The sequence below is a fragment of the Streptomyces sp. NPDC003023 genome (genome assembly GCF_042888225.1).
Classification (GTDB): domain Bacteria; phylum Actinomycetota; class Actinomycetes; order Streptomycetales; family Streptomycetaceae; genus Streptomyces.
The window spans coordinates 598,844-622,177 of the sequence record NZ_JBIAPL010000002.1; the positions used below are offsets into that span (position 1 = coordinate 598,844).

Sequence of the window (23,334 nt, forward strand, 5' to 3'; positions counted from 1 at the left end):
AGGACTGAATGCGTACTTGGTTTTACCAAGTTGGAGCTTGGAAAGTCCAACAACATGTCTAGACTGCGTCGCATGCCACCTCGTCAGACCCGCCGCCGGAGCTACGACCAGTACTGCGCCGCCGCCCGTGCCCTGGACGCCGTCGGCGACCGCTGGACCCTGCTCGTCGTCCGTGAACTGCTGGCCGGTCCCCGCCGTTACACGGACCTGCACGCCGATCTGCCCGGCGTGAGCACCGACGTCCTGGCGTCCCGGCTGAAGGACATGGAACGGGACGGGCTCGCCACCCGCCGCCGGCTGCCGCCGCCGTCCGCGGCGTACGTCTACGAACTGACCGGGCACGGCCGCGGTCTGCTGCCCGTGCTGACCGCGCTCTCCGAGTGGGGCGGCCCGGCCCTGGCCGAGCGGCGGCCCACCGACGCGGTGCGGGCCCACTGGTTCGCGATCCCGCTGCTGCGGGCGCTGCCGTCACCGCGCCGGACCGCCGTCGTCGAGGTCCGGCTGGACGAAGGCGTCTTCCACCTGCGGCTCGGCGACGACGCCCCCTTCCCCTACGGCGACGGTCCCGCCGACGCGCCCGACGTCCGCCTCACCCTCGACCCGGACACCTGCACCGCAATCGCCGCGGGCGAACTGACCCTCGCGGACGCGGTGGCCGCCGGGCGGGCCCTGGCGGAGGGCGACCCGGCAGTCGTCGGAGTCCACGGTGCTCCGGGTATTCCCTCCAAGATCACGCCGATCGGATAGCGTGAGACGGTTTGCCGGAGCGAGGACTCGAAGGGGACTGGCATGCGTGGTTTCAGGTTCAGGGGAAAGCGGTTCGACGCGCGTACGGCGCTGATATCCATAGGCTGCGTGGCGGCGCTGGCGGTCGTCCCGTCCGCGGCCGACGCCACACCCGGCAGCGGCGTCACGGGAACGGTCCTCGCGCAGGGGACGTCGGCGGGCAGCCTGAAGGTGAGCACCAAGGGCCGCACCGACGTCGTGGTCCGCACCCTCACCATCGCCCCCGGCGGCTCGACGGGCTGGCACCACCACCCCGGCCAGGTGCTCGCCGTCGTGAAGTCCGGCACCCTGACCCGGACCCTGGACGACTGCTCACTCGAGGTCACCGAGCCCGGCGGCGTGATCCTCGAGCCGGCCGGCGCCCTCCACCGCCACATCGGCCGCAACCTGGGCACGGAGCCGGTCGTGCTGTACGTGACGTACTTCATGCCCGCCGGCAGCCCCCTCTCGGTCGACGAGGACGCGCCGGCCTGCGAGGACGGCGCAGCGACGACCGGGCGATGATGGGTGCGTGCGACTAGAGGCGATCACCTGGGAGCGGTTGACGGAGGAGCTCGCCGAGCGCGCCCTGAGGACCGGGGCGGACGACGGCAGTCCCTGGCTGCGCATCGGAGTCGACGGCGCGCCCGCCGCGCGGCCCGGTGAACTCGCCGAGCGGGTCGGCGACGCGCTGCGGCTGCGCGGCAGGGAAGCGGCCGTCGTGGGCACGGGCGGTTTCCTGCGGCCGGCCTCGCTGCGGTTCGAGTACGGCCGCCACGACCCCGACACGTACTACAACGGCTGGTTCGACACGGGCGCCCTGTGGCGGGAGGTCTTCGGGCCGCTCGAGGCAGGCGGCACCGGACGCGTGCTGCCCGACCTGTGGGACCCCCGCACGGACCGGGCGACCCGCAGCGCCCACGTCGTACTGCCGCCCGGCGGGGTGCTGTTGCTGCACGGCCCGTTCCTGCTCGGGCAGTGGTTCCCGTTCGACCTGAGCGTGCACCTGCGGCTCTCGCCGGCCGCCCTGGAGCGCCGCACGGACGAGAGCGAGCGCTGGACGCTCCCGGCGTACGCGCGCTACGAGGAGGAGACCGGGCCCGGCGACGCGGCGGACGTCCTCGTACGGGCGGACGATCCGCGGCACCCGGCATGGTCCCGCCGATGACCCCGGGCCCCCGGCCTCGGCCCGCGTCACGCCCGGCCGGCCCTCACCGCCGCCGCCCGGCCGGCCGTCACCGCCCCGGCCCGGTCTGTCTCACGGCCGGCCGCCGGTCAGTGTGACCGCCTCCGCCCCGGCGCGGCAGCCCTCCTCGGCCGCCGCACGGGCGTCCGCACCCGCCAGCCGCGCGGCGAGGAACGCTCCCGTGAAGGCGTCGCCCGCGCCCGTCGTGTCCAACGCCTCTGCGGCACACGGCGGGACGCGGGCGCTCACCCGCCCGCCCTCTGCGACCAGTGCCCCGCGGGGCCCCAGCGTCACCACGGTCAGCGGAGCCAGGCGGCTGAGCTTCGCGGCCGCGTCGGCCGGGTCGGGAAGGCCGGTCAGCAGCCGTGCCTCGTCGGCGTTGGGGAGCAGTACGTCCACGCCGTCCAGGACCGACAGCATCCGCTCGACTCCCAGTTCGCCGATGAAGCCGGCGGAAGCGGGATCGACGCTCACCGTGACCCCTCGCTCCCGAGCGACGCCCATCGCCAGCAGTGCCGTCGCCCGGCTGGTGCCGGAGAACAACAGGTAGCCGGACAGGTGCAGATGGCCGACCCCGTCGAGCATCGCGGCGGACCAGTCCGCCGGACACAGGCGGAGCACGGCGCCGCTGTCACTGAGGAACGTCCGCTCCGCGGTGCGGTCGACGAGCGCGACGACCGTGGCGGTCGGGACCTCGTCGTCGGGCACCAGGAGCGGCCGTACGCCGGCGGCCCGTAGCCGGGTGGCGTGCCACTCCAGGTCGGCGACGCCCGCGCGGGCCAGCAGTCGCACATCGTGGCAGCCCCGGTGCGCCGCCCAGCACGCCACGTTGGACCCGGCCCCGCCGGGCAGGATGCTGATCCGCGCGGCCGTGTCCGTGCCGCGGGTGAGCGGCGCGCTGTGCCGGGCGACGACATCGGTGACGACGTCGCCCATGACGAGGAGCCCCGTCATGCGCGGGCCGCTGCGATCCGGGCCGCCAGCCCGACATTGCCGCGCACCGCGGCGAGGTTGGCCTCGAGCGACGCGCCGCCCGTGTACCGCGTCAGCCGTTCGAGGAGGAACGGCGTGACGGCCTGACCTGTGACGCCCTCTTCCCGTGCCTCGTCGAGCGCCCTGGCCAGCACGCGGTCGTGCAGAGCCGGATCAAGTTGCGCGGTCACCGGGACGGGATTGGCCACGATCAGTGCCGAGGACGGCTCCGCGACCTCGTCCATCGCCCGCATCACGGCGGCGACCTCGTCGGGGGAGTCGACCGTCCAGTCGACCGGTTCCCCGGAAGAGGACAGATAGAAGCCGGGGAAGTGGCCGGTCCGGTAACCGATCACCGTGACGCCGAGGGTCTCCAGCCGCTGCAGTGTGGCCGGGACGTCGAGGATCGACTTGACGCCCGCGCAGACCACGGTGATGCCGACCTGGGCGAGCAGCCGCAGATCGGCCGACTCGTCCTGTGTCTCCGTCCACCCCCGGTGCACGCCGCCGAGCCCGCCCGTCGCGAAGACGCGGATGCCGGCCCTGTTCGCGAGGCACGCCGTCGCGGAGACGGTCGTGGCGCCGCTCGCTCCTTTCGCCAGGGCCGGAGCGAGGTCGCGGTGGCCCAGCTTGCGTATGTCCTCGTCACCCGCGACCCGCTCCAACTCGGCCTTGGTCAGACCGATGCGGGCCCTGCCGTCGAGCACGGCGACGGTCGCAGGGACGGCTCCGCCGGAGCGGACGAGGGCCTCGAGTTCCTCCGCGACGGCCAGATTCCGCGGACGGGGCAGCCCGTGCGCGATGATCGTCGACTCCAGGGCGACGACGGGCGCGCCGGAGCCGAGCGCCTCCCGGACCTCTTCTGACACGGTGACGGCGTTGGTGAGTGCGTTGGTGCGTGCGTTGGTGAGTGCGGGCTTCGCCATGTCCCATCCCTGGCGCGGCGGCCACCGACGCAAACATCCGGCCGGGGAACTGGCTTCCGGTGCCCGCCACGGGCGCCGCTCACGCCCGGGCGAGCGCCCTTCGCACCGTCAGCCCCGCCATCGGCAGCAACAGGAGCACCCCCGCCACGTTCAGCCAGCCGTACCCGGCCTGCGCGACCACCAGACCCGCCGCCGCGCCGCCCACACCCGCCGCCGCGTTCGACGTCAGGTCGGAAAGGCCCTGGACCGCTGCCCGCGTGGGCTGCGGGACTGACTCGGTGAGCAGCGTGGAGCCGGAGACGAGCCCGGCCGACCAGCCCAGCCCCAGCAGGAACAGGCCCGCCGCGGTCTGCCCGTGGCTCGCGCCCGCCGTCCCGGCGAGCAGCGCGGCAGCGCACAGCAGGCCCGCCGCGAGTCCGATCACCGCGAGCCGGCCCAGACGGTCGGCGAGCCAGCCCATCACCGGTGAGAAGGCGTACATCCCGGCGATGTGGACGCTGATCACCAGCCCGATCAGCTCGATGCCCGCGCCGTGGTGGCTGAGTGCGACAGGGGTCATCGACATGATCGACACCATGGCGGTGTGCGACACGGCCACGGTCACCAGAGCCAGCCGGGCCATGGGGGAGTCGCGCACGGCCCGCAACCCCGCCTTCAGCGACCGGCTCTCGGGGGAGCGGTCGTCGGCGGACATCGCCCGCGCCGTGAGCAGAGGGTCGGGACGCAGCAGGACGAGGACGAGCGCCGCGGCGGCGACGAACACCCCGGCGGCCCAGAGGAACGGCCCCGCGGCCGCCGGAATGCCCAGTCCCGACACGCTCCGGCCGGCCGGGGAGGCGATGTTGGGTCCGAGTACCGCGCCGATCGTCGTCGCCCACACGACGGTGGAGATGGCCCGCGCCCGGCGCTCGGGCTCGGCGAGGTCTGCCGCGGCGAACCTGGCCTGCAGATTCGCCGAGGACGCGGCACCGAAGCCGGCCATGCCGGCAAGCAGCAGGGGGAAGTTGTCGACGACGGCGGCCACGACGACCACGCCGGCGCCGAGCGCCCCGATGAGATACGCCAGAACCAGTCCCGGACGGCGGCCCCGTGCGGTCATCAGCGCGGCGAGCGGCACGGACAGGAGCGCGGTACCGGCGACGGTCGCGGTCGGGGCGAGCCCGGACAGTGCCTCCGTACCGCTGACCTGCTCCGCGAGCACCGAGGCCAGTGCGATACCGGTGGCGACCCCGAGGCCGCCGAGGATCTGGCTCACGATCAGCACGGTGTTGACACGTCTGCGTATCGAGGGCAGGTCGATACGGGCGGAGGCGTCCTTGGGTATCTCGGGAATGTCAGGAGCGTCAGACGTCGTGGTCACTGACGCAGTGTGTCAGAACAGCGGCTGCGGCAGAACGCCCTCGAGTGCCAGCAGTTGCCGCTTGGTCTCCAGCCCGCCGCCGAAGCCCCCGAGACCGCCACCCGACTCGACCACCCGGTGGCACGGCACCACGACCGGCAGCGGATTCGACCCCATCGCCGCGCCCACGGCCTGAGCCGCGCCGGGCTGCCCGACACGGGCGGCGAGCTCCCCGTAGCCGACGACCGACCCGAACTCCACCCCAGCCAGCAGCTCCCGCAGCACCTGCCGGTTGAAGCCTGCCGTGAGCGACCAGTCAAGCGGCAGGTCGAAGCCGTGCGACGTACCCGCGAAGTAGGCCTCGAGCTGGCGTATCGGTTCGGCGAGCCGGCCCGTCGTCTCCTCGACGGGCTCGGCTCCCAGACGGCCGGCCAGCTGTCCCAGTGCCCGGTCGCGCACGGCCGGGCCGGCGTGGAAGGTCACGCAGACCAGGCCCTCGTCGGTCGCGGCGAGGAGCAGGGGACCGATGTCCGTGCCGAGTACCGCCCACTCGAAGGTCTTCCTGCCCGAGGTCGTCATACGGACAACGGTACGACCGGGCACTGACAGCCGGGCCGCCGAACGGCTCAGCCCACCGCGTCTCTGACGACGTCCGGCTTGTTGGTGATGATGCCGTCGACCCCGTAGCCGGCCACCCGCTCGGCCGCCGCCGCGTCGTTCACGGTCCATGTGCTGACCCGCAGCCGCTTGCCGTGCGCGCCCTTGAGCGCGTGCACAGCGGCGACGTACTCGCCGGTGAGGGTGGAGTACGGCGGGTTGATCTGGTCGGTGAACTCGGCGTACGACGGCAGCTCGGCCACCGAGGGCGTGCCGAGGAAGCCGGTCGTGACGTCGGGGCGCTGCTGGTGCACCGACCTGATGCTGTTCGCGCCGAAGCTCTGGATGACGAGCCGGCTGCGGACGTGGCGCCGGTCGAGCCAGCCCGCCTCCTCGAGCACCCGCAGCGTGTCCTTCTCGATGCCCGGGTAGAGCTCCGGCTTCTTGATCTCGAGCAGCAGCTTCTGGTGGTTGTCGTCCACACGGTCGAGGTACTGCTCCAGCGTCGGCACCCGCAGGCCCGCCCACCGGGGTCCGAACCAGCTGCCCGCGTCCAGGGTGGCGATCTCCGCGGCGGTGAAGTCCTTGACCTTCCACGGCGCGCGGTCGGGGAAGACCTGTTCCACGTCGGTGGTCCGTGCGAGTGAGTCGTCGTGCACGACGACGAGTTCGCCGTCCTTGGTGCGCTGGACGTCGTTCTCCACCCAGGCGAAGCCCATCTCGTCGGCGAGGTCGACCGCCTCGAGGGTGTTCTCCGGCGCGTAGGCGGACGCGCCGCGGTGGGCGATCACCTTCGGTCCGTCCTCGTGGTCCGCTGCGGTCAGTTCCGTGCCTCCGGCGGTCAGTTCCGCTCCCACGGCGGAACCGGGCAGGACCAGCGCGGTGAGTCCCAGAGTCGTGGCGGCCAATGCTGCGACGGTGCGTGCGTACACGGCGTTCATCCTCACGTCGTCGGATCCCGGACGGCCCGAGAGTGACAGTCCACGGCCAACGAAGCACAGGCGAAGTATGGCCACAACGTGAACGGCCGTACCTCGGGCACCACTCGGGGGAGAAGGGTCGACAAATCTCCTCCCAGGCGTTTGCCTGGACTTCCGCGAGCCGTACCCTCGCCCAGAACCAGACGTTCCATCAGAGATCGCGGGGTACGCAGGGGCGGCGGGGGACGGTACGGAACGAAGGGTGCAGGGGATGCAGGGCACGGTGGACGGATTCGGCTACGGCCTCGTCACCCCGGTGGCGGCGTATCTGATGGCATGCCTGGGAGGCGCCCTGGGGCTGCGGTGCACCGCCAGGGCGGTACGCGCGGAGGGCTCGTTCCGGCCGGGCTGGCTCGCGCTGGGCGCGACGGCGATAGGTTCCGGCATCTGGAGCATGCACTTCATCGCGATGATGGGTTTCAGCGTGGAGGAGGCGCCCATCGGCTACGACAGGGCGACGACGTTCGCCAGCCTGGCCGCCGCGATCCTGATGGTCGGTACCGGGATCTTCATCGTCGGGTACCGGGGTGCGACCCGGATGTCCCTGATCACCGGGGGCACGATCACCGGACTCGGCGTGGCGTCCATGCACTACCTGGGAATGGCCGGAATACGGCTTCCGGGCCACATCGAGTACGACACCGTGACCGTCGGGCTCTCGGTGGTGGTCGCCGTCGTCGCGGCCACCACAGCGCTGTGGGCGGCCGTGTCGGTGAGCGGATTCATGGCGAGCCTGGGCGCGAGTCTGGTGATGGGCCTCGCCGTGAGCGGTATGCACTACACGGGGATGGCCGCCGTGAGCGTCCGCCTCCACGAGGTGGTCGACGCGGCCGCGGTCACCGATCCGCCCGTCGGGGCTCTCGCCCCGGTGCTGGTCGGTCCCGCGGTGTTCCTGCTGCTCGCCGCGGTCGTGGTCATGTTCGACCCGCTGCTGGTGATGGGGGAGCCGGACGGGCGTCCTCATGGCGCCGGCCGGGCTCTGCGGCCCGACATGGCGGCCGTGACGCACCGGCGGCCCGCGGCCTGGGCCGCCGACCCGGGCCGCCGTGACCACCGGACGGGCGGCCGCCTCGGCGGCGACCGTCCCTGAGCCGGTCGGGCCGTCCCTGAGCCGGGCCCGTCCATCGGGCCCGCCGGGCGGCTCGTTGAACCGGCTGGTCCGGGCCGGGCCGCGCTCGTTCAGGACCCGACTGTCGGTGGCGGGTCGTACGGTGGTTGCATGCGGCCCGTTTCCAAGATCGAACGTACGGTGGCGCCCTTCGAGGTCGTCAGCCACTTCCAGCCCAGCGGCGACCAGCCGACGGCCATCGCAGAGCTGGACCGGCGCATCCGCGCCGGCGAGAAGGATGTCGTCCTGCTCGGCGCGACCGGCACGGGCAAGTCGGCCACCACCGCCTGGATGATCGAGAAGCTCCAGCGCCCCACCCTGGTCATGGCGCCGAACAAGACCCTGGCCGCCCAGCTGGCGAACGAGTTCCGCGAGCTCCTGCCGAACAACGCGGTGGAGTACTTCGTCTCGTACTACGACTACTACCAGCCCGAGGCGTACGTCCCGCAGTCGGACACGTACATCGAGAAGGACTCCTCGATCAACGAGGAGGTCGAGCGGCTGCGCCACTCCGCGACGAACTCGCTCCTCACCCGTCGCGACGTCGTCGTGGTCGCCTCCGTCTCCTGTATCTACGGCCTGGGCACCCCGCAGGAGTACGTGGACCGGATGGTCCAGCTCAAGGTCGGTGACGAGATCGACCGGGACCAGCTGCTGCGCCGCTTCGTCGACATCCAGTACGCCCGCAACGACCTGGCCTTCCAGCGCGGCACCTTCCGCGTCCGCGGCGACACCATCGAGATCTTCCCGGTCTACGAGGAGCTCGCCGTCCGTATCGAGATGTTCGGGGACGAGATCGAGGCGCTGTCCACCCTCCACCCGCTCACCGGCGAGATCCTCAGCGAGGACCAGTCGCTGTACGTGTTCCCCGCCACCCATTACGTGGCGGGACCCGAGCGGATGGAGAAGGCGGTCAACGGGATCGAGGCGGAGCTGGAGCAGCGCCTCGCCGAGCTGGACAAACAGGGCAAACTGCTGGAGTCCCAGCGGCTGCGCATGCGCACCACGTACGACATCGAGATGATGCGGCAGATCGGCTCCTGCTCCGGCATCGAGAACTACTCGATGCACTTCGACGACCGCGAGCCCGGCTCCCCGCCGAACACCCTCCTCGACTACTTCCCGGAGGACTTCCTTCTCGTCATCGACGAGTCGCACGTCACGGTCCCCCAGATCGGCGCGATGTACGAGGGCGACGCGTCCCGCAAGCGCACGCTCGTCGACCACGGCTTCCGGCTGCCGTCCGCGCTCGACAACCGTCCGCTGAAGTGGGAGGAGTTCAAGGAGCGCATCGGGCAGGCCGTCTACCTGTCGGCCACCCCCGGGGCGTACGAACTGTCCCGCGGCGACGGTTTCGTCGAGCAGATCATCCGCCCCACCGGCCTCGTCGACCCCCAGGTCGTCGTCAAGCCCACCGAGGGGCAGATCGACGACCTCGTGCACGAGATCCGCGAGCGCACGGAGAAGGACGAGCGTGTCCTGGTCACCACCCTGACCAAGAAGATGGCAGAGGACCTGACGGACTACTTCCTCGAGCTCGGCATCCAGGTCCGCTATCTGCACAGCGACGTGGACACCCTGCGCCGCGTCGAGCTGCTGCGGGAGCTGCGCGCCGGAGAGTACGACGTCCTGGTCGGCATCAACCTCCTCCGTGAGGGACTGGACCTGCCGGAGGTGTCGCTCGTGGCGATCCTCGACGCCGACAAGGAGGGCTTCCTGCGCTCCGGCACCTCCCTGATCCAGACCATCGGCCGCGCGGCGCGCAACGTCTCCGGCCAGGTCCATATGTACGCGGACAAGGTCACGGCGGCGATGGAGAAGGCCATCGAGGAGACGAACCGCCGTCGCGAGAAGCAGATCGCGTACAACAAAGAGAAGGGGATCGACCCGCAGCCGCTGCGCAAGAAGATCAACGACATCGTGGCGACCATCGCCCGCGAAGAGGTCGACACCGAGCAGCTGCTGGGCACGGGGTACCGCCAGGCGAAGGCCGACAAGCCCGGCAAGGGAGCCAAGGCGCCGGTCCCGGCCCTGGGTTCCGGCACGGCCGCCGGCCGCAAGGGCGCGGTGCTGAGTGACCGCCCCGCGACGGAACTGGCCGGAATCATCGAGGAGATGACCGACCGGATGCGGGCGGCCGCCGCGGAGCTCCAGTTCGAGGTGGCGGCCCGACTGCGCGACGAGGTGAGCGAGTTGAAGAAGGAGCTGCGCCAGATGAAGGAGGCGGGACTCGCCTGAGTGCCGTACTCTCCGGGCCCGCCGTGCGGGATGTGACGGCGCGCATGCCTGGTGTGTTGCAAGACCGACACAAAAACGGCCCTCCGCACCTCGCTGTCGGTGCGACTGCGTAGGGTGCTGGGACGACCGCACACATGGGCGGTGGCAAATCGCGAGAAGGGGACAGCGCGTGACGGTCAACATGACCAAGGGTCAGGCCATCAGCCTGCAGAAGAGTGACGGGGGCACCCTCACGGCGGTGCGGATGGGCCTCGGCTGGCAGGCAGCGCCCCGCCGCGGTCTGTTCGGCTCGCGCACCCGGGAGGTCGACCTGGACGCCTCCGCGGTGCTGTTCGCCGACAAGCAGCCGGTGGACGTGGTCTTCTTCCGCCACCTCGTCAGCGACGACGGTTCGGTCAAGCACACCGGTGACAACCTGGTCGGCGGCGCCGGTTCCGGCGGCGACGACGAGGCGATCCTCGTCGACCTGCAGCGGGTGCCGGTCCACATCGACCAGATCGTCTTCACGGTGAACTCCTTCACCGGCCAGACGTTCCAGGAGGTGCAGAACGCCTTCTGCCGCATCGTCGACGAGACCAACGGCCAGGAGCTCGCCCGTTACACGCTCGACGGCGGCGGCCAGTACACCGCGCAGATCATGGCGAAGGTGCACCGCGCCGGCGCCGGCTGGCAGATGACGGCCCTCGGCAACCCGGCCAACGGCCGTACGTTCCAGGACCTGATGCCCGCGATCCTGCCGCACCTGTAGGCAACGGGTTCCGAGTCGACCGCAGCTCCCGGAGGCACAGCCGCCGGGAGCTGCCCGCGTACCAACCGCACACAGCAGAAAACCGAGGGGACAGAGCGATGACGGCCGAGCTGGTCCGGGGGCAGAACCACCCCTTGCCCGACACCCGCCTGGAGATCCGGGTCTCGGCCGGTCATCCGGTCGTCGCCTGCGCCACCTGCTCCGACGGCCAGGGGGCGGTGCGCGAGGAGTGGGTGGCCCACCCCGGTGCCCCGGTCCTCGCCGGCGTGGAGGTACCGGAGCGCGTGGAGCAGTCACCCCGGTACGCCGTCGACCTGGCCGCGGTGCCCGACCAGGTGCAGCGGATCGACGTACTGCTCGCGCTCCCCGCGGGCACCGGCGGACCCGACCGCTTCGGCGCCACCGCGGCGCCCTTCGTCGCCGTCATGGGGACGGACGGCTCCGAGCTGGTCAACTTCACCATCACGGGCCTCGAAAGCGAGACGGCGCTCGTCGCGGTCGAGCTGTACCGCCGCCAGGGCGCGTGGAAGGTCCGTGCGATGGGCCAGGGGTACGCGGGTGGTCTCTCCCAACTGCTTTCCGACCAGGGCCTGCCCCAGGCCGAGCGGACAGCGGCGGCCATCCAGGAGGCCGCCGTGCCCCGGCCCGCCCGCGCGGAGCCGGTTCGGCTGCGCACGGCGGGCGAGGCCGCGGGCGCGGCGGCGTCCGGCCCGGACCAGCCGTCCGCCGCGGACGCCACGCTCGCCGAAGGCCGCACCGGGGCCCAGGCCGCCGCCGGCTCCGGACCGCAGCAGACGCCCGCCCCGGACGCCCCGCAGATGCCGGGCGGCCCCATCAACTACGCCCATCCGCGCAGGCAGTCGGCGCCTCCACCGCCGGCTCCCGCCGCGGCGCCGGCCGAACCCGGCCGCCCCGCCCCGCCCGTGGCGGGCGACGCGAGCGGCTGGTCCATGGAGGAGCGCCTCTACAACCAGGTCTGGGGGATGTTCGAGGACCTCGCCCGCACCGTCGCCGCGTACCGAAGTGCCGTCGAGTTCGCCGAGTCCCGCATGGACAAGGAGCTCGACCACGTCCTTTCCGACCCGCGCAGCCGTATCGGCAGCACCGGGGACGCCGCGAGGGCGGCGGCACGCGCGAAGTGCGAGCAGCTGACCGACCAGGCCCGTCAGGTCCTGGACCGTGACCTGGCCCAGCTGACCGCGGAGTCGGCGGTCGTCGAGCCGGCGCTGCCGCCGGCTCTCGCGCGCTGGGACAACCCCTGCTGGCACGCCTACCGGGTCCCCATGGAGAACCCGATGGCGCTGCGGATCGGCGACCTCCATCTGCCGGAGAGCCCCGAGCTGCGCATTCCGTGCCTGGTGCGGCTGCCGCTCGAGCGCGGCCTGTGGGTGGACAGCGGACGTTCGAGTTCCGACGCCGCGATGGCCATGGACGACACACAGTTGCGACGTCTCGCCGTCGACTCGGCGGTGGCTCTCGCCGCCCGCCTGCTCGCGGTACACGCACCCGGCGAGTTCACCGTCCACGCGATCGACCCGGCGGGCACGGCCGCCGCGTCGCTGGCGCCGCTGGTCGACTCGGGGGCCCTCGCGGGCCCGCCGGCCGCGGGTGCGCAGGGTGTGAGCTCGGTCCTCGCCAAGCTCACGGAGCGGGTCGACCTGGTGACGATGGCGGTCCGCGCCGGCGCCGCCGATTCGCTTCCACCGGACCTCGACACCGCCGAGCAGTTGCTGATCGTCAACGACTTCCCGCACGGTTTCGACGACCGGGCGGTCACCCAGCTGCGCTATCTGGCGGACGAGGGCCCGGCGGTCGGCGTCCACCTGATGATGATCGCGGACCGTGAGGACGCCACCGCCTACGGGCCGGTCCTCGACCCGCTGTGGCGTTCGTTGCTGCGCGTCACACCGGTCACCGACGATCACCTGGTCGACCCCTGGGTGCGCCACGCCTGGACGTACGAGCCGCTGACCGTGCCGGCAGGCAGCGATGTGCTGCGCCAGGTGCTGGCCAGGGTGGTGGAGGCCCGACGGTCCTGGCGCGGCTGATCGGGCCGTTGACCGAACAAGGCTTCTGACCTGGGGACTTGGGGTCGACTTTACCTTCTCCTTTACCTTTCCTTGGTCTTTCCTGTACTGTTCTTTACGCGGAGGGGAGTACTCCCGATCTTGCGGCGTGCCCGTCAATACGGACCGACAGAGAAGTCCCGGGGCGCCGGCCCGGCGGTGGTGACCGCCCGGGTGGAGGAGACCTCCGGCAGCGACGACGCTGATAAGTAGCCGTACGACGCCGGAGGCGCAGTGGACGTTTCAATGAACATCTGGGTGCTGACCATTCTCGGTCTCAGTGCCCTCATCGCCATCGACTTCTTCATCGGGCGCAAGCCCCACGACGTCTCGATCAAGGAAGCCGGCATCTGGACCGTGGTCTGGATCGTGCTGGCCGCGTTCTTCGGCCTCGGCCTGCTGTTCGCCGGCGAGAGCCAGGCGTCGGGCGAGTTCTTCGCGGGCTTCATCACCGAGAAGTCCCTGAGTGTCGACAACCTCTTCGTCTTCGTCCTGATCATGGCGAAGTTCTCTGTGCCCTCGCACCTCCAGCAGCGGGTGCTGCTGATCGGTGTGCTGATCGCGCTCGTGCTGCGAGCCGTGTTCATCGCCGCCGGTGCGGCGATCATCGCCAGCTTCTCCTGGGTCTTCTACATCTTCGGCGCGTTCCTGATCTACACCGCCTGGAAGCTCATCCAGGAGGCGCGCTCGGACGACGACGAGGACGAGTTCGAGGAGAACAGGCTCCTCAAGTCGATCGAGCACCGCTTCGGAGTCGCCGACAAGTACCACGGCACGAAGCTCTTCATCCGAAACAACGGCAAGCGCATCCTGACGCCGCTGATGGTGGTCATGCTCGCCATCGGCACCACCGATGTGCTCTTCGCGCTCGACTCCATCCCGGCGATCTTCGGCCTGACCCAGGACCCGTACATCGTCTTCACCGCCAACGCCTTCGCCCTCATGGGACTGCGGCAGCTGTACTTCCTGATCGGCGGACTGCTCAGGAAGCTGGTCCACCTCAGCTACGGGCTGTCGGTGATCCTCGGCTTCATCGGCGTGAAGCTGGTGCTGCACGCTTTGCACGAGAGCGGGGTGCACGTCCCGGAGATCTCCATCCCGGTCTCGCTGGCCGTCATCTGCGGTGTCCTCGTCCTCACGACGGTCACCAGCCTGATCGCGTCCAAGAAGCAGGCGGAGCGGGATGCCGCGGCAGCCGCCGAGAAGGACAGCGTCGAGGCCTGACGGCACAGCGGGCACCCGGTCCGCGCTCCACGCGCAGCACTCCATCGGCGGGTGCGGACGGCAGCGGCCGTCCGCACCCGCCGGTGCCTCTTCCGGCCGCGAAAGGCCACCAATCCACTGTCGCCACGGCTCCGAATACGGTTGCGTACGACAACTGCTGCCCGCCGGTCGGTTTTCCAGCCCCCGACGCCGACGCGCCGCCGAACCCGAGGACGTGATGGCCATCCCCATTCGTACAGGCGCGAAGGACCCCACGCCCGTGCCCGCGCTGCGCCTCGACCGGCCCGCCGGGCCCGCGAAGGCCGCCGTCCTGCTGCTGCACGGCGGCCGGGCCGACGCGCTGGGTCCGCCGCCCGCGGTGAACCTGCCCGCCGCGCGGATGCGGCCCTTCGCGCGTTCCATCGCCCGTGCCACGGCTGAGGACGGCGTGGCGCTGGGCCGGGTCCGCTACGGCCGTCGCGGCTGGAACGGCGACCGGGCAGACGCGGGCCGTGACGCGCTGCGGGCGCTCGACGAGCTGGAGGCCGTCGCCGGCGCAGTTCCCACGGTCCTGGTCGGCCACTCGATGGGCGGACGCGCCGCCCTCCATGCCGCCCGCCACCCGCTGGTGACGGCCGTGATCGGTCTCGCCCCCTGGTGTCCGGCGGAGGAGCCGGTCGCACACCTGGCCGGTACCCGCGTCGTGCTGCTGCACGGAGGCAGGGACCGGGTGACGGATCCCCGTGAGACCTGGGGTTTCGCCACCCGGGCACGGGCGGCGGGTGCGGAGGTCCACGCGCTGTCGGTGCCGGGCGGCGACCACGCGATGCTGCGCGGCGCCGCGAGGTGGCACATGCTCACCACGGAACTGGTCGTGGGCCTGCTGGAGCTCGGGACGTTCCCACCGGGCACCGGGCACGGGTTCGCACCCGTGGACTGCTGAGACGACCGGCCGCGGCCTCGCGGGCCGCGGCCGCAGCGGCTACCAGCCGCGTTCGCGCCACTGTGCGAGGTGGGGCCGCTCCTCGCCCAGGGTGGTGTCCTTGCCGTGGCCCGGGTAGACCCAGGTCTCGTCGGGGAGCACCGCGAAGAGCTTCTCCTCGACGCCGTCCAGCAGGCCGGTGAAGGCCTTCGGGTCCTGGTTCGTGTTGCCCACGCCGCCGGGGAAGAGACAGTCGCCGGTGAAGACGTGCGGGTGTCCGTGCGGGTCGTCGTACACGAGCACGATCGACCCCGGCGTGTGGCCCACGAGGTGCCGGGCCTTCAGCTCGACACGCCCCACGCTGATCGTGTCCCCGTCGTCCACCGGTACGTCGGTCGGGACGGGGATGCCCTCCGCGTCGTGCCGGCCGGCGTAGGTACGCGCGCCGGTCGCCCGGACCACGTCCCCGAGGGCCTGCCAGTGGTCGCCGTGGCGGTGGGTGGTGACGACGGAGGTGATGGAGTCGTCGCCGATCAGCCGCAGCAGTGTGTCCGGCTCGGCGGCGGCGTCGATCAGCAGCTGCTCGCCGGTGGTCCGGCAGCGCAGCAGATAGGCGTTGTTGTCCATCGGTCCGACCGCGACCTTGGAGATCATCAGGTCGGCGAGCTCGTGCACGTCCGCCGGGCCGCCGACCTTCACCGCTCCGCTGTATGTCATGCGTCTCAGCCTATAGCGCGGGCAGTACGGGCAGCGGGCCGCCTGCGCACTCCAGAAGGGCGCCGTCGCGGCGGCCCGACAGCCAGCCCAGCACGTCGGCGGGGGAGCCGGAGACGGTGACCGGGTCTCCGGCCGTTCCACCGGTGCTCCACTCGCCGCCGCCCGCGAGGACACGGGTCGGCACAACGTCCGGGCGGCCGCTCCAGCGGTCCGCGAGGAACGCCGTCTCCCGCTCGGTGAACTCCTTCGGCAGGTCCTCCAGCTCGTATCCGATGCCGAGGTCGACATGGTGCAGCTCGACCTCGACGAGGCGGCGGAAGGGGACGCGGGCTGCGCGATCGGTCACACCGTTGCGCAGTTCGACGGTGCGCTCCCAGTCGCCGGGGGCGGCGCACGCCTCCTGGAAACGGGCCGCCGTGGCCCGCAGGTCGTCGAGCTGCTCACCGAGCGGGCGCGGTGCGTCACGCTCGATGTCGGCGTCGCGGGCCTCGCCTGTGACATACATCGGCCGGCCCTCGAGAACATTTACGAGCGCGTCGGCGTTACGGGAGATGTGGGCAAGCACATGGCCGCGGGTCCAGCCCGGCAGCCGTGACGGCGAGGCGACGCCGGCGTTGTCCAGTCGGGCGGCCGCGGTGACGAGCCGGTCCGTCGCTTCACGTAGAGAGCGCAGGTCGCTCACGGGATCGATCATGAGGTCGACCCTAGCTCCGCCCACTCGATCGGGTGAAGGTATCGGCGCACGGTCATAAATCGAATGCGCGTGCTATACGCTCGATGGAGGCATCCTTGAAAGTCAGGCATCCATCTTCTGGCCGCCCCCGAAGGCCGAGTCTCGGTCCGGGACGGGGCTGTGCCCCCGCTTCTACTCAGAAAGGTGCGGACCGGCGTGGCCGACCGTCTCATCGTTCGTGGCGCTCGCGAGCACAACCTGAAAAACGTCTCGCTCGACCTCCCGCGTGACTCCCTCATCGTTTTCACCGGGCTTTCGGGGTCTGGCAAGTCGTCCCTCGCGTTCGACACGATCTTCGCCGAGGGGCAGCGTCGGTACGTCGAGTCGCTCTCCTCCTACGCCCGGCAGTTCCTCGGTCAGATGGACAAGCCGGACGTCGATTTCATCGAGGGGCTCTCTCCGGCCGTCTCGATCGACCAGAAGTCGACCTCGCGCAACCCGCGCTCCACGGTCGGCACGATCACCGAGGTCTACGACTATCTGCGCCTGCTGTTCGCGCGGATCGGCAAGCCGCACTGTCCGGAGTGCGGCAGGCCGATCTCTCGGCAGTCGCCGCAGGCCATCGTCGACAAGGTGCTGGAGCTGCCGGAGGGCAGCCGCTTCCAGGTGCTCTCCCCGCTGGTGCGCGAGCGCAAGGGCGAGTTCGTCGACCTCTTCTCCGACCTGCAGACCAAGGGCTACAGCCGGGCGCGCGTCGACGGGAAGACCGTCCAGCTCTCCGAGCCGCCCACGCTGAAGAAGCAGGAGAAGCACACCATCGAGGTGGTCGTCGACCGCCTGACGGTGAAGGACTCCGCCAAGCGCCGGCTGACCGACTCGGTGGAGACCGCGCTGGGGCTCTCCGGCGGCATGGTCGTGCTCGACTTCGTCGACCTCCCGGAGGACGACCCCGAGCGCGAGCGGATGTACTCGGAGCACCTGTACTGCCCGTACGACGATCTGTCCTTCGAGGAGCTCGAGCCGCGCTCGTTCTCCTTCAACTCGCCCTTCGGCGCCTGCCCCGACTGCACGGGCATCGGTACGCGCATGGAGGTCGACCCGGAGCTGGTCGTCCCCGACGAGGAGAAGTCCCTCGACGAGGGCGCGATCCACCCCTGGTCGCACGGCCACACCAAGGAGTACTTCGGGCGGCTGATCGGCGGACTCTCCCAGGCGCTCGGCTTCGCCACCGACATGCCCTGGGCAGGGCTGCCGCAGCGCGCCAAGAAGGCCCTCCTCCACGGCCACAAGACCCAGGTCGAGGTGCGCTACCGCAACCGTTACGGGCGGGAGCGCGCCTACACCACGCCCGCGTTCGAAGGCGCCGTGCAGTTCGTCAAGCGGCGGCACTCCGAGGCGGAGAGCGACTCCAGCAGGGAGCGCTTCGAGGGCTACATGCGTGAGGTGCCCTGCCCCACCTGCGAAGGCACCCGCCTCAAGCCGATCGTGCTCGCGGTCACCGTGATGGAGAAGTCCATCGCCGAGGTGTCCGCCATGTCGATCAGTGAGTGCGCCGAATTCCTCGGCAGGCTCAAGCTCAACGCCCGCGACAAGAAGATCGCCGAGCGGGTGCTCAAGGAGGTCAACGAGCGGCTTCGCTTCCTGGTCGACGTCGGCCTGGACTACCTGTCGCTCAACCGCGCCGCAGGCACCCTGTCGGGCGGCGAGGCCCAGCGCATCCGGCTCGCCACCCAGATCGGCTCCGGCCTCGTCGGCGTGCTCTACGTCCTCGACGAGCCGTCCATCGGCCTGCACCAGCGGGACAACCACCGGCTGATCGAGACCCTCGTCCGGCTGCGCGACATGGGCAACACCCTCATCGTCGTCGAGCACGACGAGGACACCATCAAGGTCGCCGACTGGGTCGTCGACATCGGCCCCGGCGCGGGCGAGCACGGCGGCAAGGTCGTGCACTCCGGCCCCTTGCGGCAGATGCTCACCAACAAGGAGTCGGTGACCGGACAGTACCTGTCCGGGAAGCGGTCCATCCCGACGCCGGAACTGCGCCGCCCCGTCGACCCGACGCGCCGGCTCACCGTGCACGGAGCGCGGGAGAACAACCTGCGGGACATCGACGTCTCGTTCCCGCTCGGCGTGCTCAGCGCCGTCACCGGCGTCTCCGGCTCCGGAAAGTCGACCCTGGTCAACGACATCCTCTACACCCACCTCGCCCGCGAGCTGAACGGCGCGAAGTCGGTGCCGGGGCGGCACACCCGTGTCGACGGCGACGATCTCGTCGACAAGGTGGTCCACGTCGACCAGTCGCCCATCGGCCGGACCCCGCGGTCGAACCCGGCGACGTACACAGGCGTCTTCGACCACGTCCGCAGGCTGTTCGCGGAGACGATGGAGGCCAAGGTCCGCGGCTACCTGCCCGGCCGCTTCTCCTTCAACGTCAAGGGCGGCCGCTGCGAGAACTGCTCCGGCGACGGCACCATCAAGATCGAGATGAACTTCCTGCCGGACGTGTACGTGCCGTGCGAGGTCTGCCACGGGGCGCGGTACAACCGGGAGACCCTGGAGGTCCACTACAAGGGCAAGTCCATCGCCGAGGTGCTGGACATGCCGATCGAAGAGGCGATGCACTTCTTCGAGGCCGTCCCGACCATCTCCCGCCACCTGCGCACCCTCAACGAGGTGGGCCTCGGATACGTGAGGCTCGGCCAGTCCGCGCCGACCCTCTCGGGCGGCGAGGCACAGCGTGTGAAGCTCGCCTCCGAGCTTCAGAAGCGCTCCACGGGCCGTACGGTCTACGTCCTGGACGAGCCGACCACCGGTCTCCACTTCGAGGACATCAGCAAGCTGATCAACGTGTTGTCGGGGCTCGTCGACAAGGGCAACACCGTGATCGTCATCGAGCACAACCTCGATGTGATCAAGACGGCGGACTGGGTCGTCGACATGGGGCCCGAGGGTGGCAGCGGCGGCGGTCTGGTGATCGCCGAGGGCACTCCGGAGCAGGTCGCCGGCGTACCGGCCAGCCACACCGGCAAGTTCCTGCGCGACATCCTCGACGCTGAGCGGATCAGCGACGCGTCGGCGGCGGTGCCGGCGGCACGGAAGCCGGCGAAGAAGGTCACTGCGAAGAAGGCGGCAGCGAAGAAGACGGCGGCTTCGCGAGCGCGGAAGGGCTGACGACCGGCTCGACGGGGCGGGGCGGGCGGTATGAGCGGGTCCGTCTGCGGGCTCCCGCCCGCCCCGCCCTTCCGGCGCAGAAGCGCCCCGAACAGGGTTCGGCCCCAGCCGCGTTGGGCCCCGAACTCCCGGGCCGAGCCGGGCAGCGCGCGGCGCCGGAGCCCCGCTCGTCAGCCTCGGGCTCACGCCCCGGCCCGTCGGACGCGCCAAGCCCAGGTCCGAGCACTGGCCCGGGCGCCGGGTCAAGCCGGGTCCGGGCGCCGGGCCTGAGTCCGGGCCCGCCCCGTCACGCGGCGGGGCCGCACAGCCGTGACCACGGACAGGGGGTACGACCTGACCGGGCGCCGTCGTCCGTGCCGTCCAGCCGCCCCGGGCGTCGGCGGGGAGACTTGCGCCGGTATCGTCGGATCCGGCAGCGCGCGACCCGCGTCCCGCACCACGACGAACCGAACCATGGAGTCCCCATGCCCCCGACCGCCCGTCGTACCGTCCTGAAGGGTGCCGCCCTCGCCGGGGCCGCCGGGCTCGGGGTCGCCGGCTGTTCCACCGAGTCCAAGCTCGGGCACGCGGAGGTGCCGACCCCCACCGCCCCCGTCGACCTCGGTGCCGCGGACGCCGTACCCGTCGGCGGCGCCAAGCTGTACCGGGAGCAGCGCCTGATCGTGCACTGCCCGGCGAAGGGCCAGTACAAGGCCTTCAGCGCCCAGTGCACCCATGCCGGCTGCGTCCTCGACAAGGTGGAGGGCACCGAGGGCAACTGCCCCTGTCACGGCAGCCGCTTCGACGTGACGACCGGCAAGGCGCTGCAGGGCCCGGCCACCGTGCCGCTGCCCGAGGTGCCGATCAGGGCGGAGGGCGGCAAGCTCGTCGCCGGCCCGGACGCCTAGGAAGCGGCCGCCGGGTCAGTCCCAGGCCCAGTCGATCCCCAGGATCCCCGGCCGTACCCCCTGCTCCACCAGGTGCACCGTGCGGTGCCTCCCGCTGAGTGTGAGGTCGGTGCGTGCGCTGCGCGGCGCCCCTGCCGTCGCCTGCGCGAAGCGGTGGCAGCGTACGGGCAGCGCGCCGTCGTCGAAACGCACCTGGAGCACGTACTGGCCTCCCGCGAAGCTGAAGCCGCGTACGTACTCGGCGCTCGGGCCGCCGGTGCCGTCCTCGAAGGAGTAGCCGAACAGATAGGTCTCGCCCGCCCGCAGTCGTGCGTCGAAGAGCAGCTCCGCGACCACCACGCCGCTGGGGCGGTCCCAGCGCACCCGGCCGGTGCGGCAGTTCTCCAGCGCGCCGACCTCCACGCGGGCCGGGTCACAGCCGGGGTCCCCGTGGTGGATGGCGAGATAGCGGTCGATGCCGTCGCGGTGCGCGCGCACCACCTGCTGGGACTCCCTGCCCTGCAGTTGGCGGCCCGCCCCGATCCGCACGCGTTCCTGGTGGCCCACGGTGTGCAGGCCGCCGTCGGCCGGTGAGTCGAGGCCGCCGATGAGCCGCTCCACGACGCCGGACCGGTCCACCAGCGAGCGGTAGGTCCGGCCCGCGGGGCGCTCGACCTCGGTGCGCGCGTCGGCGCCCGTACCGAGCAGCCGGAGCAGGGAGTTCCCCGGCAGTTCGAGGACCTCCTCCAGGGCGCGGACGGCGCGCAGGGATTCGGGGCGCTGCGGTCGGCGGACACCCTGCTGCCAGTAGCTGAGGCTGGTGACACCCAGCTTGATCCCGCGGTGCGCGAGGTGGTGCTGCACACGCTGGAGCGGCAGACCGCGCACGGCGAGCGCGGCGCGCAGCGCCAGGTGGAAGGGGCCGGTGTTCAGCACCTGCGCCAGGTCGGCTTCGGCGTGGCCCATGGGACTCTCCGGACGTGAACTGGGGGACTGGGGACTGGGGACTGGGACTGGGACTGGGGACTGGGGACTGGTGGATGGAGGAGACGGAGGAGACGGGGGACGGGGCGGGTACGGCTGGGCGATCGAACGGACGACGTCTCGTGTTCGGTGAACGTTCACGTGGGTTTTCGGCCGCTGGGGGTGGGCGGCGCAGGCTCTCCAGGTGCGGCAGGCGGTGGCGTTCACATCCACACCGCACCGTTCACAGGGCCGTGCTGTTCCGCATTGAAGCGTGTTGACCCGTCTCCGACAAGCAATGATGCTCAACCGCAGCGTCCGGACGCGCTCCTCCATCCCCACGCCCCCGCCTCGGGAGGAACGCGATGCGCAACAAAAGGAACAAGCCTCGCACGTCCAGAACAGGCAGGAGATGGCCCGCCGCCGCGGCCGTACTCCTGTCCGCTCTCTTCACTGTGTCGTACACCACCGCGACACCCGCCGCCGCGGACGACTCGTGGCGGACGCTGAACTACGAGATGCAGGCCCAGGAGAAGTCCAACTGGTGCTGGGCGGCTGGCGGCAACTCCATCGCCACCTACTTCGGCCGCAACTACAGCCAGAACCAGTTCTGCAACGCGGCCTTCAACCGCGCCCAGGGCTACGACTGCCCCAACTGGCAGGCGACGCTCGGCAACGTGCAGACCGGTCTGAGCTGGGCCGGCATAAGCCCCGGCTCGTATGTGAACGGCTGGCTGAACTACACGACCGTGCAGACCGAGATCAACAACAACCGGCCCGTCGAGACCCGTATCCAGTGGTCCAGCGGTGGCGGTCACATGCAGGTGCTCTACGGATACGACTCCGGTTACGTCGCCTGGGGCGACCCCTGGCAGTCGAGCAACCGCTACAACTGGGCGACCCACGCCTGGTACGTCGACAACCACGACTTCTCGTGGACCCACTCGCTGTACCGGATCGGGGCGTGAGCGCGATGACGACCAACCGACGCACCGGCCGTGCCGCCGCTCTCGTCACCGCCGTGGTACTGGGCACCCTCGCCCCCGCCGCCGACGCCCTCGCCGCCTCCGGCCCGAGCGTTCCGCCGGCTCCCGCGGCCGCCTCCGCCGCCGACCGTGCCGCGGCGGACCGTGCGGCCGCCGCTCCCGCCACGCAGCAGACGCTGTCCCGCTTCTTCTCCCGTGACGGCGCCGTCTCCGCGGCGACGGCCGACCCGCGGGTGGAGAGCGGCAGCGTGCCCGTCTACATGCTGTCCGCCGGTTTCGTGGCGGGGAAGCCGGGCGCTCCCGTCGCCGAGCTCCGCTTCTTCGCCAGCCGCGCGGTCTCCTCCGACGGGCAGAAGGCGTCCGTGTGGTCGGTGCGGCAGGACGGGAAGTGGCAGGTGGTGAACATCGCCACCGGCGACGACGAGATCCGCTACGGCAGGCACGGCGCCGCCGCACTGCCCGGCGGGACGGTCTTCCAGGAGCCGCAGATCAACGCCTGGTACGTCACCAAGGGCAACAAGGTGCTGCCGTTGGACGAGGACGCCCGGAACGCGATCGGCCGCGACGGCAGCACGCTGACCGCCTACCAGGACCGCGTCGAGGACGCGTACGCGGACAAGCTGCCCGGGTCGGAGTACGCGAAGAAGGGCGCGGCGGGCGGATACGGGCCGGCGGCCGCGCCCGCCCCGGCGCCCGCGGCCCCGCCGGCCGCAGAGGCCGCCGCCGACGGGACTGTGCAGGCGGCGGACCGGGTCGTCACCCCTCTCTCCGCGGTGGCGGGTACGGGTGCGCTGCTGGCGCTCGCCCTCTGCGGTGCGACCGTCGGCCGGCGCAGGCGCCGTGCCGGAGCACCGGCCGGGCGGCAGGCCTGACCGCCGCCCCTTGCGAGCCGTGAACCGCCTGAC

21 protein-coding genes are annotated in these 23,334 nt (G+C 71.3%); 13 read left to right on the top strand and 8 right to left on the bottom strand.

Going from position 1 to position 23,334, the window contains the following annotated elements:
- Positions 1-54 precede the first annotated feature (54 nt).
- From ACFYV1_RS10920 to ACFYV1_RS10930, 3 genes are read left to right on the top strand one after another with little or no spacing between them, the layout of a single operon-like run.
- On the top strand, positions 55-747 hold the full coding sequence (locus tag ACFYV1_RS10920; RefSeq protein ID WP_389395107.1) for a winged helix-turn-helix transcriptional regulator: 693 nt from the start codon (positions 55-57) through the stop codon (positions 745-747).
- Between the two features lie 42 nt (positions 748-789).
- Positions 790-1,290, top strand: coding sequence for a cupin domain-containing protein (locus ACFYV1_RS10925; RefSeq protein ID WP_389395108.1), 501 nt, complete (start codon positions 790-792; stop codon positions 1,288-1,290).
- 7 nt (positions 1,291-1,297) lie between these two features.
- A complete protein-coding gene (locus ACFYV1_RS10930) occupies positions 1,298-1,933 on the top strand; it encodes a uridine kinase (protein WP_389395109.1) in 636 nt (211 codons plus the stop codon).
- A gap of 90 nt (positions 1,934-2,023) precedes the next feature.
- On the opposite strand, the gene ACFYV1_RS10935 is transcribed toward ACFYV1_RS10930, so the two are convergent.
- The 5 genes from ACFYV1_RS10935 to ACFYV1_RS10955 form a co-directional block, all read right to left on the bottom strand.
- Positions 2,024-2,905: a carbohydrate kinase family protein gene (locus ACFYV1_RS10935; RefSeq protein WP_389395110.1), complete on the bottom strand. Its 882-nt coding sequence runs from the start codon at positions 2,903-2,905 to the stop codon at positions 2,024-2,026.
- Positions 2,902-3,849, bottom strand: coding sequence for a pseudouridine-5'-phosphate glycosidase (locus ACFYV1_RS10940; protein ID WP_389395111.1), 948 nt, complete (start codon positions 3,847-3,849; stop codon positions 2,902-2,904). Before ACFYV1_RS10940 ends, ACFYV1_RS10935 begins: the two co-directional genes overlap by 4 nt.
- A gap of 79 nt (positions 3,850-3,928) precedes the next feature.
- Entirely contained in the window at positions 3,929-5,209 is a 1,281-nt protein-coding gene (locus tag ACFYV1_RS10945) for an MFS transporter (RefSeq protein ID WP_389395112.1), read from the bottom strand.
- 12 nt (positions 5,210-5,221) lie between these two features.
- Positions 5,222-5,767 carry a methylated-DNA--[protein]-cysteine S-methyltransferase gene (locus ACFYV1_RS10950; RefSeq protein WP_389395113.1) on the bottom strand — a complete coding sequence of 182 codons (546 nt, stop codon included), beginning with the start codon at positions 5,765-5,767 and terminating at the stop codon, positions 5,222-5,224.
- 47 nt (positions 5,768-5,814) lie between these two features.
- The gene (locus ACFYV1_RS10955) at positions 5,815-6,717 is read right to left on the bottom strand and encodes a glycerophosphodiester phosphodiesterase (protein WP_389395114.1); all 903 of its coding nucleotides are present in this window, start codon (positions 6,715-6,717) and stop codon (positions 5,815-5,817) included.
- A 259-nt stretch (positions 6,718-6,976) separates the two neighbouring features.
- On the opposite strand from ACFYV1_RS10955, the gene ACFYV1_RS10960 reads away from it, so the two are divergent.
- The 6 genes from ACFYV1_RS10960 (at position 6,977) to ACFYV1_RS10985 (ending at position 15,071) form a co-directional block, all read left to right on the top strand.
- A complete protein-coding gene (locus tag ACFYV1_RS10960; protein WP_389395115.1) occupies positions 6,977-7,855 on the top strand; it encodes an MHYT domain-containing protein in 879 nt (292 codons plus the stop codon).
- A gap of 129 nt (positions 7,856-7,984) precedes the next feature.
- Complete coding sequence (uvrB, locus tag ACFYV1_RS10965; protein WP_389395116.1) at positions 7,985-10,111, top strand: excinuclease ABC subunit UvrB; 2,127 nt, start codon at positions 7,985-7,987, stop codon at positions 10,109-10,111.
- Positions 10,112-10,280: 169 nt separating this feature from the next.
- Complete coding sequence (locus ACFYV1_RS10970) at positions 10,281-10,859, top strand: TerD family protein (protein ID WP_005318943.1); 579 nt, start codon at positions 10,281-10,283, stop codon at positions 10,857-10,859.
- A gap of 98 nt (positions 10,860-10,957) precedes the next feature.
- The gene (locus tag ACFYV1_RS10975; protein ID WP_389395117.1) at positions 10,958-12,907 is read left to right on the top strand and encodes a TerD family protein; all 1,950 of its coding nucleotides are present in this window, start codon (positions 10,958-10,960) and stop codon (positions 12,905-12,907) included.
- Between the two features lie 252 nt (positions 12,908-13,159).
- Complete coding sequence (locus ACFYV1_RS10980) at positions 13,160-14,149, top strand: TerC family protein (protein ID WP_389395118.1); 990 nt, start codon at positions 13,160-13,162, stop codon at positions 14,147-14,149.
- A 217-nt stretch (positions 14,150-14,366) separates the two neighbouring features.
- Complete coding sequence (locus tag ACFYV1_RS10985; RefSeq protein WP_389395119.1) at positions 14,367-15,071, top strand: alpha/beta hydrolase; 705 nt, start codon at positions 14,367-14,369, stop codon at positions 15,069-15,071.
- A gap of 39 nt (positions 15,072-15,110) precedes the next feature.
- Here ACFYV1_RS10985 and ACFYV1_RS10990 read toward each other — a convergent pair whose 3' ends face one another.
- The gene (locus ACFYV1_RS10990; RefSeq protein WP_389395120.1) at positions 15,111-15,767 is read right to left on the bottom strand and encodes an MBL fold metallo-hydrolase; all 657 of its coding nucleotides are present in this window, start codon (positions 15,765-15,767) and stop codon (positions 15,111-15,113) included.
- 10 nt (positions 15,768-15,777) lie between these two features.
- Positions 15,778-16,461, bottom strand: coding sequence for a maleylpyruvate isomerase family mycothiol-dependent enzyme (locus tag ACFYV1_RS10995; protein ID WP_389395121.1), 684 nt, complete (start codon positions 16,459-16,461; stop codon positions 15,778-15,780).
- Positions 16,462-16,656: 195 nt separating this feature from the next.
- Here ACFYV1_RS10995 and uvrA point away from each other — a divergent pair, with 195 nt between their 5' ends.
- Both uvrA and ACFYV1_RS11005 read left to right on the top strand, forming a co-directional pair.
- Entirely contained in the window at positions 16,657-19,614 is a 2,958-nt protein-coding gene (uvrA, locus tag ACFYV1_RS11000; protein ID WP_389395122.1) for an excinuclease ABC subunit UvrA, read from the top strand.
- A gap of 464 nt (positions 19,615-20,078) precedes the next feature.
- On the top strand, positions 20,079-20,501 hold the full coding sequence (locus ACFYV1_RS11005) for a Rieske (2Fe-2S) protein (RefSeq protein ID WP_389395123.1): 423 nt from the start codon (positions 20,079-20,081) through the stop codon (positions 20,499-20,501).
- Between the two features lie 15 nt (positions 20,502-20,516).
- Here the strand turns inward: ACFYV1_RS11005 and ACFYV1_RS11010 are convergent, their stop codons facing one another.
- Complete coding sequence (locus tag ACFYV1_RS11010; protein ID WP_389395124.1) at positions 20,517-21,446, bottom strand: hypothetical protein; 930 nt, start codon at positions 21,444-21,446, stop codon at positions 20,517-20,519.
- A gap of 362 nt (positions 21,447-21,808) precedes the next feature.
- On the opposite strand from ACFYV1_RS11010, the gene ACFYV1_RS11015 reads away from it, so the two are divergent.
- Both ACFYV1_RS11015 and ACFYV1_RS11020 read left to right on the top strand, forming a co-directional pair.
- The gene (locus tag ACFYV1_RS11015; protein WP_389395125.1) at positions 21,809-22,411 is read left to right on the top strand and encodes a papain-like cysteine protease family protein; all 603 of its coding nucleotides are present in this window, start codon (positions 21,809-21,811) and stop codon (positions 22,409-22,411) included.
- A 5-nt stretch (positions 22,412-22,416) separates the two neighbouring features.
- On the top strand, positions 22,417-23,301 hold the full coding sequence (locus tag ACFYV1_RS11020) for a hypothetical protein (protein ID WP_389395126.1): 885 nt from the start codon (positions 22,417-22,419) through the stop codon (positions 23,299-23,301).
- Positions 23,302-23,334 lie beyond the last annotated feature (33 nt).

Bases quoted from the DNA above. Each gene is read 5' to 3' on its own strand.
- ACFYV1_RS10985 (WP_389395119.1), top strand. From the start codon at position 14,367: ATGGCCATCCCCATTCGTACAGGCGCGAAGGACCCCACGCCCGTGCCC.
- ACFYV1_RS10960 (WP_389395115.1), top strand. From the start codon at position 6,977: ATGCAGGGCACGGTGGACGGATTCGGCTACGGCCTCGTCACCCCGGTG.
- ACFYV1_RS10990 (WP_389395120.1), bottom strand. From the start codon at position 15,767: ATGACATACAGCGGAGCGGTGAAGGTCGGCGGCCCGGCGGACGTGCAC.
- ACFYV1_RS10925 (WP_389395108.1), top strand. From the start codon at position 790: ATGCGTGGTTTCAGGTTCAGGGGAAAGCGGTTCGACGCGCGTACGGCG.
- ACFYV1_RS11020 (WP_389395126.1), top strand. From the start codon at position 22,417: ATGACGACCAACCGACGCACCGGCCGTGCCGCCGCTCTCGTCACCGCC.
- ACFYV1_RS10940 (WP_389395111.1), bottom strand. From the start codon at position 3,849: ATGGCGAAGCCCGCACTCACCAACGCACGCACCAACGCACTCACCAAC.
- ACFYV1_RS11005 (WP_389395123.1), top strand. From the start codon at position 20,079: ATGCCCCCGACCGCCCGTCGTACCGTCCTGAAGGGTGCCGCCCTCGCC.
- ACFYV1_RS10950 (WP_389395113.1), bottom strand. From the start codon at position 5,767: ATGACGACCTCGGGCAGGAAGACCTTCGAGTGGGCGGTACTCGGCACG.
- ACFYV1_RS10975 (WP_389395117.1), top strand. From the start codon at position 10,958: ATGACGGCCGAGCTGGTCCGGGGGCAGAACCACCCCTTGCCCGACACC.
- ACFYV1_RS11010 (WP_389395124.1), bottom strand. From the start codon at position 21,446: ATGGGCCACGCCGAAGCCGACCTGGCGCAGGTGCTGAACACCGGCCCC.
- uvrB (WP_389395116.1), top strand. From the start codon at position 7,985: ATGCGGCCCGTTTCCAAGATCGAACGTACGGTGGCGCCCTTCGAGGTC.
- ACFYV1_RS10920 (WP_389395107.1), top strand. From the start codon at position 55: ATGTCTAGACTGCGTCGCATGCCACCTCGTCAGACCCGCCGCCGGAGC.
- ACFYV1_RS10995 (WP_389395121.1), bottom strand. From the start codon at position 16,461: ATGATCGATCCCGTGAGCGACCTGCGCTCTCTACGTGAAGCGACGGAC.
- ACFYV1_RS11015 (WP_389395125.1), top strand. From the start codon at position 21,809: ATGCGCAACAAAAGGAACAAGCCTCGCACGTCCAGAACAGGCAGGAGA.
- ACFYV1_RS10935 (WP_389395110.1), bottom strand. From the start codon at position 2,905: ATGACGGGGCTCCTCGTCATGGGCGACGTCGTCACCGATGTCGTCGCC.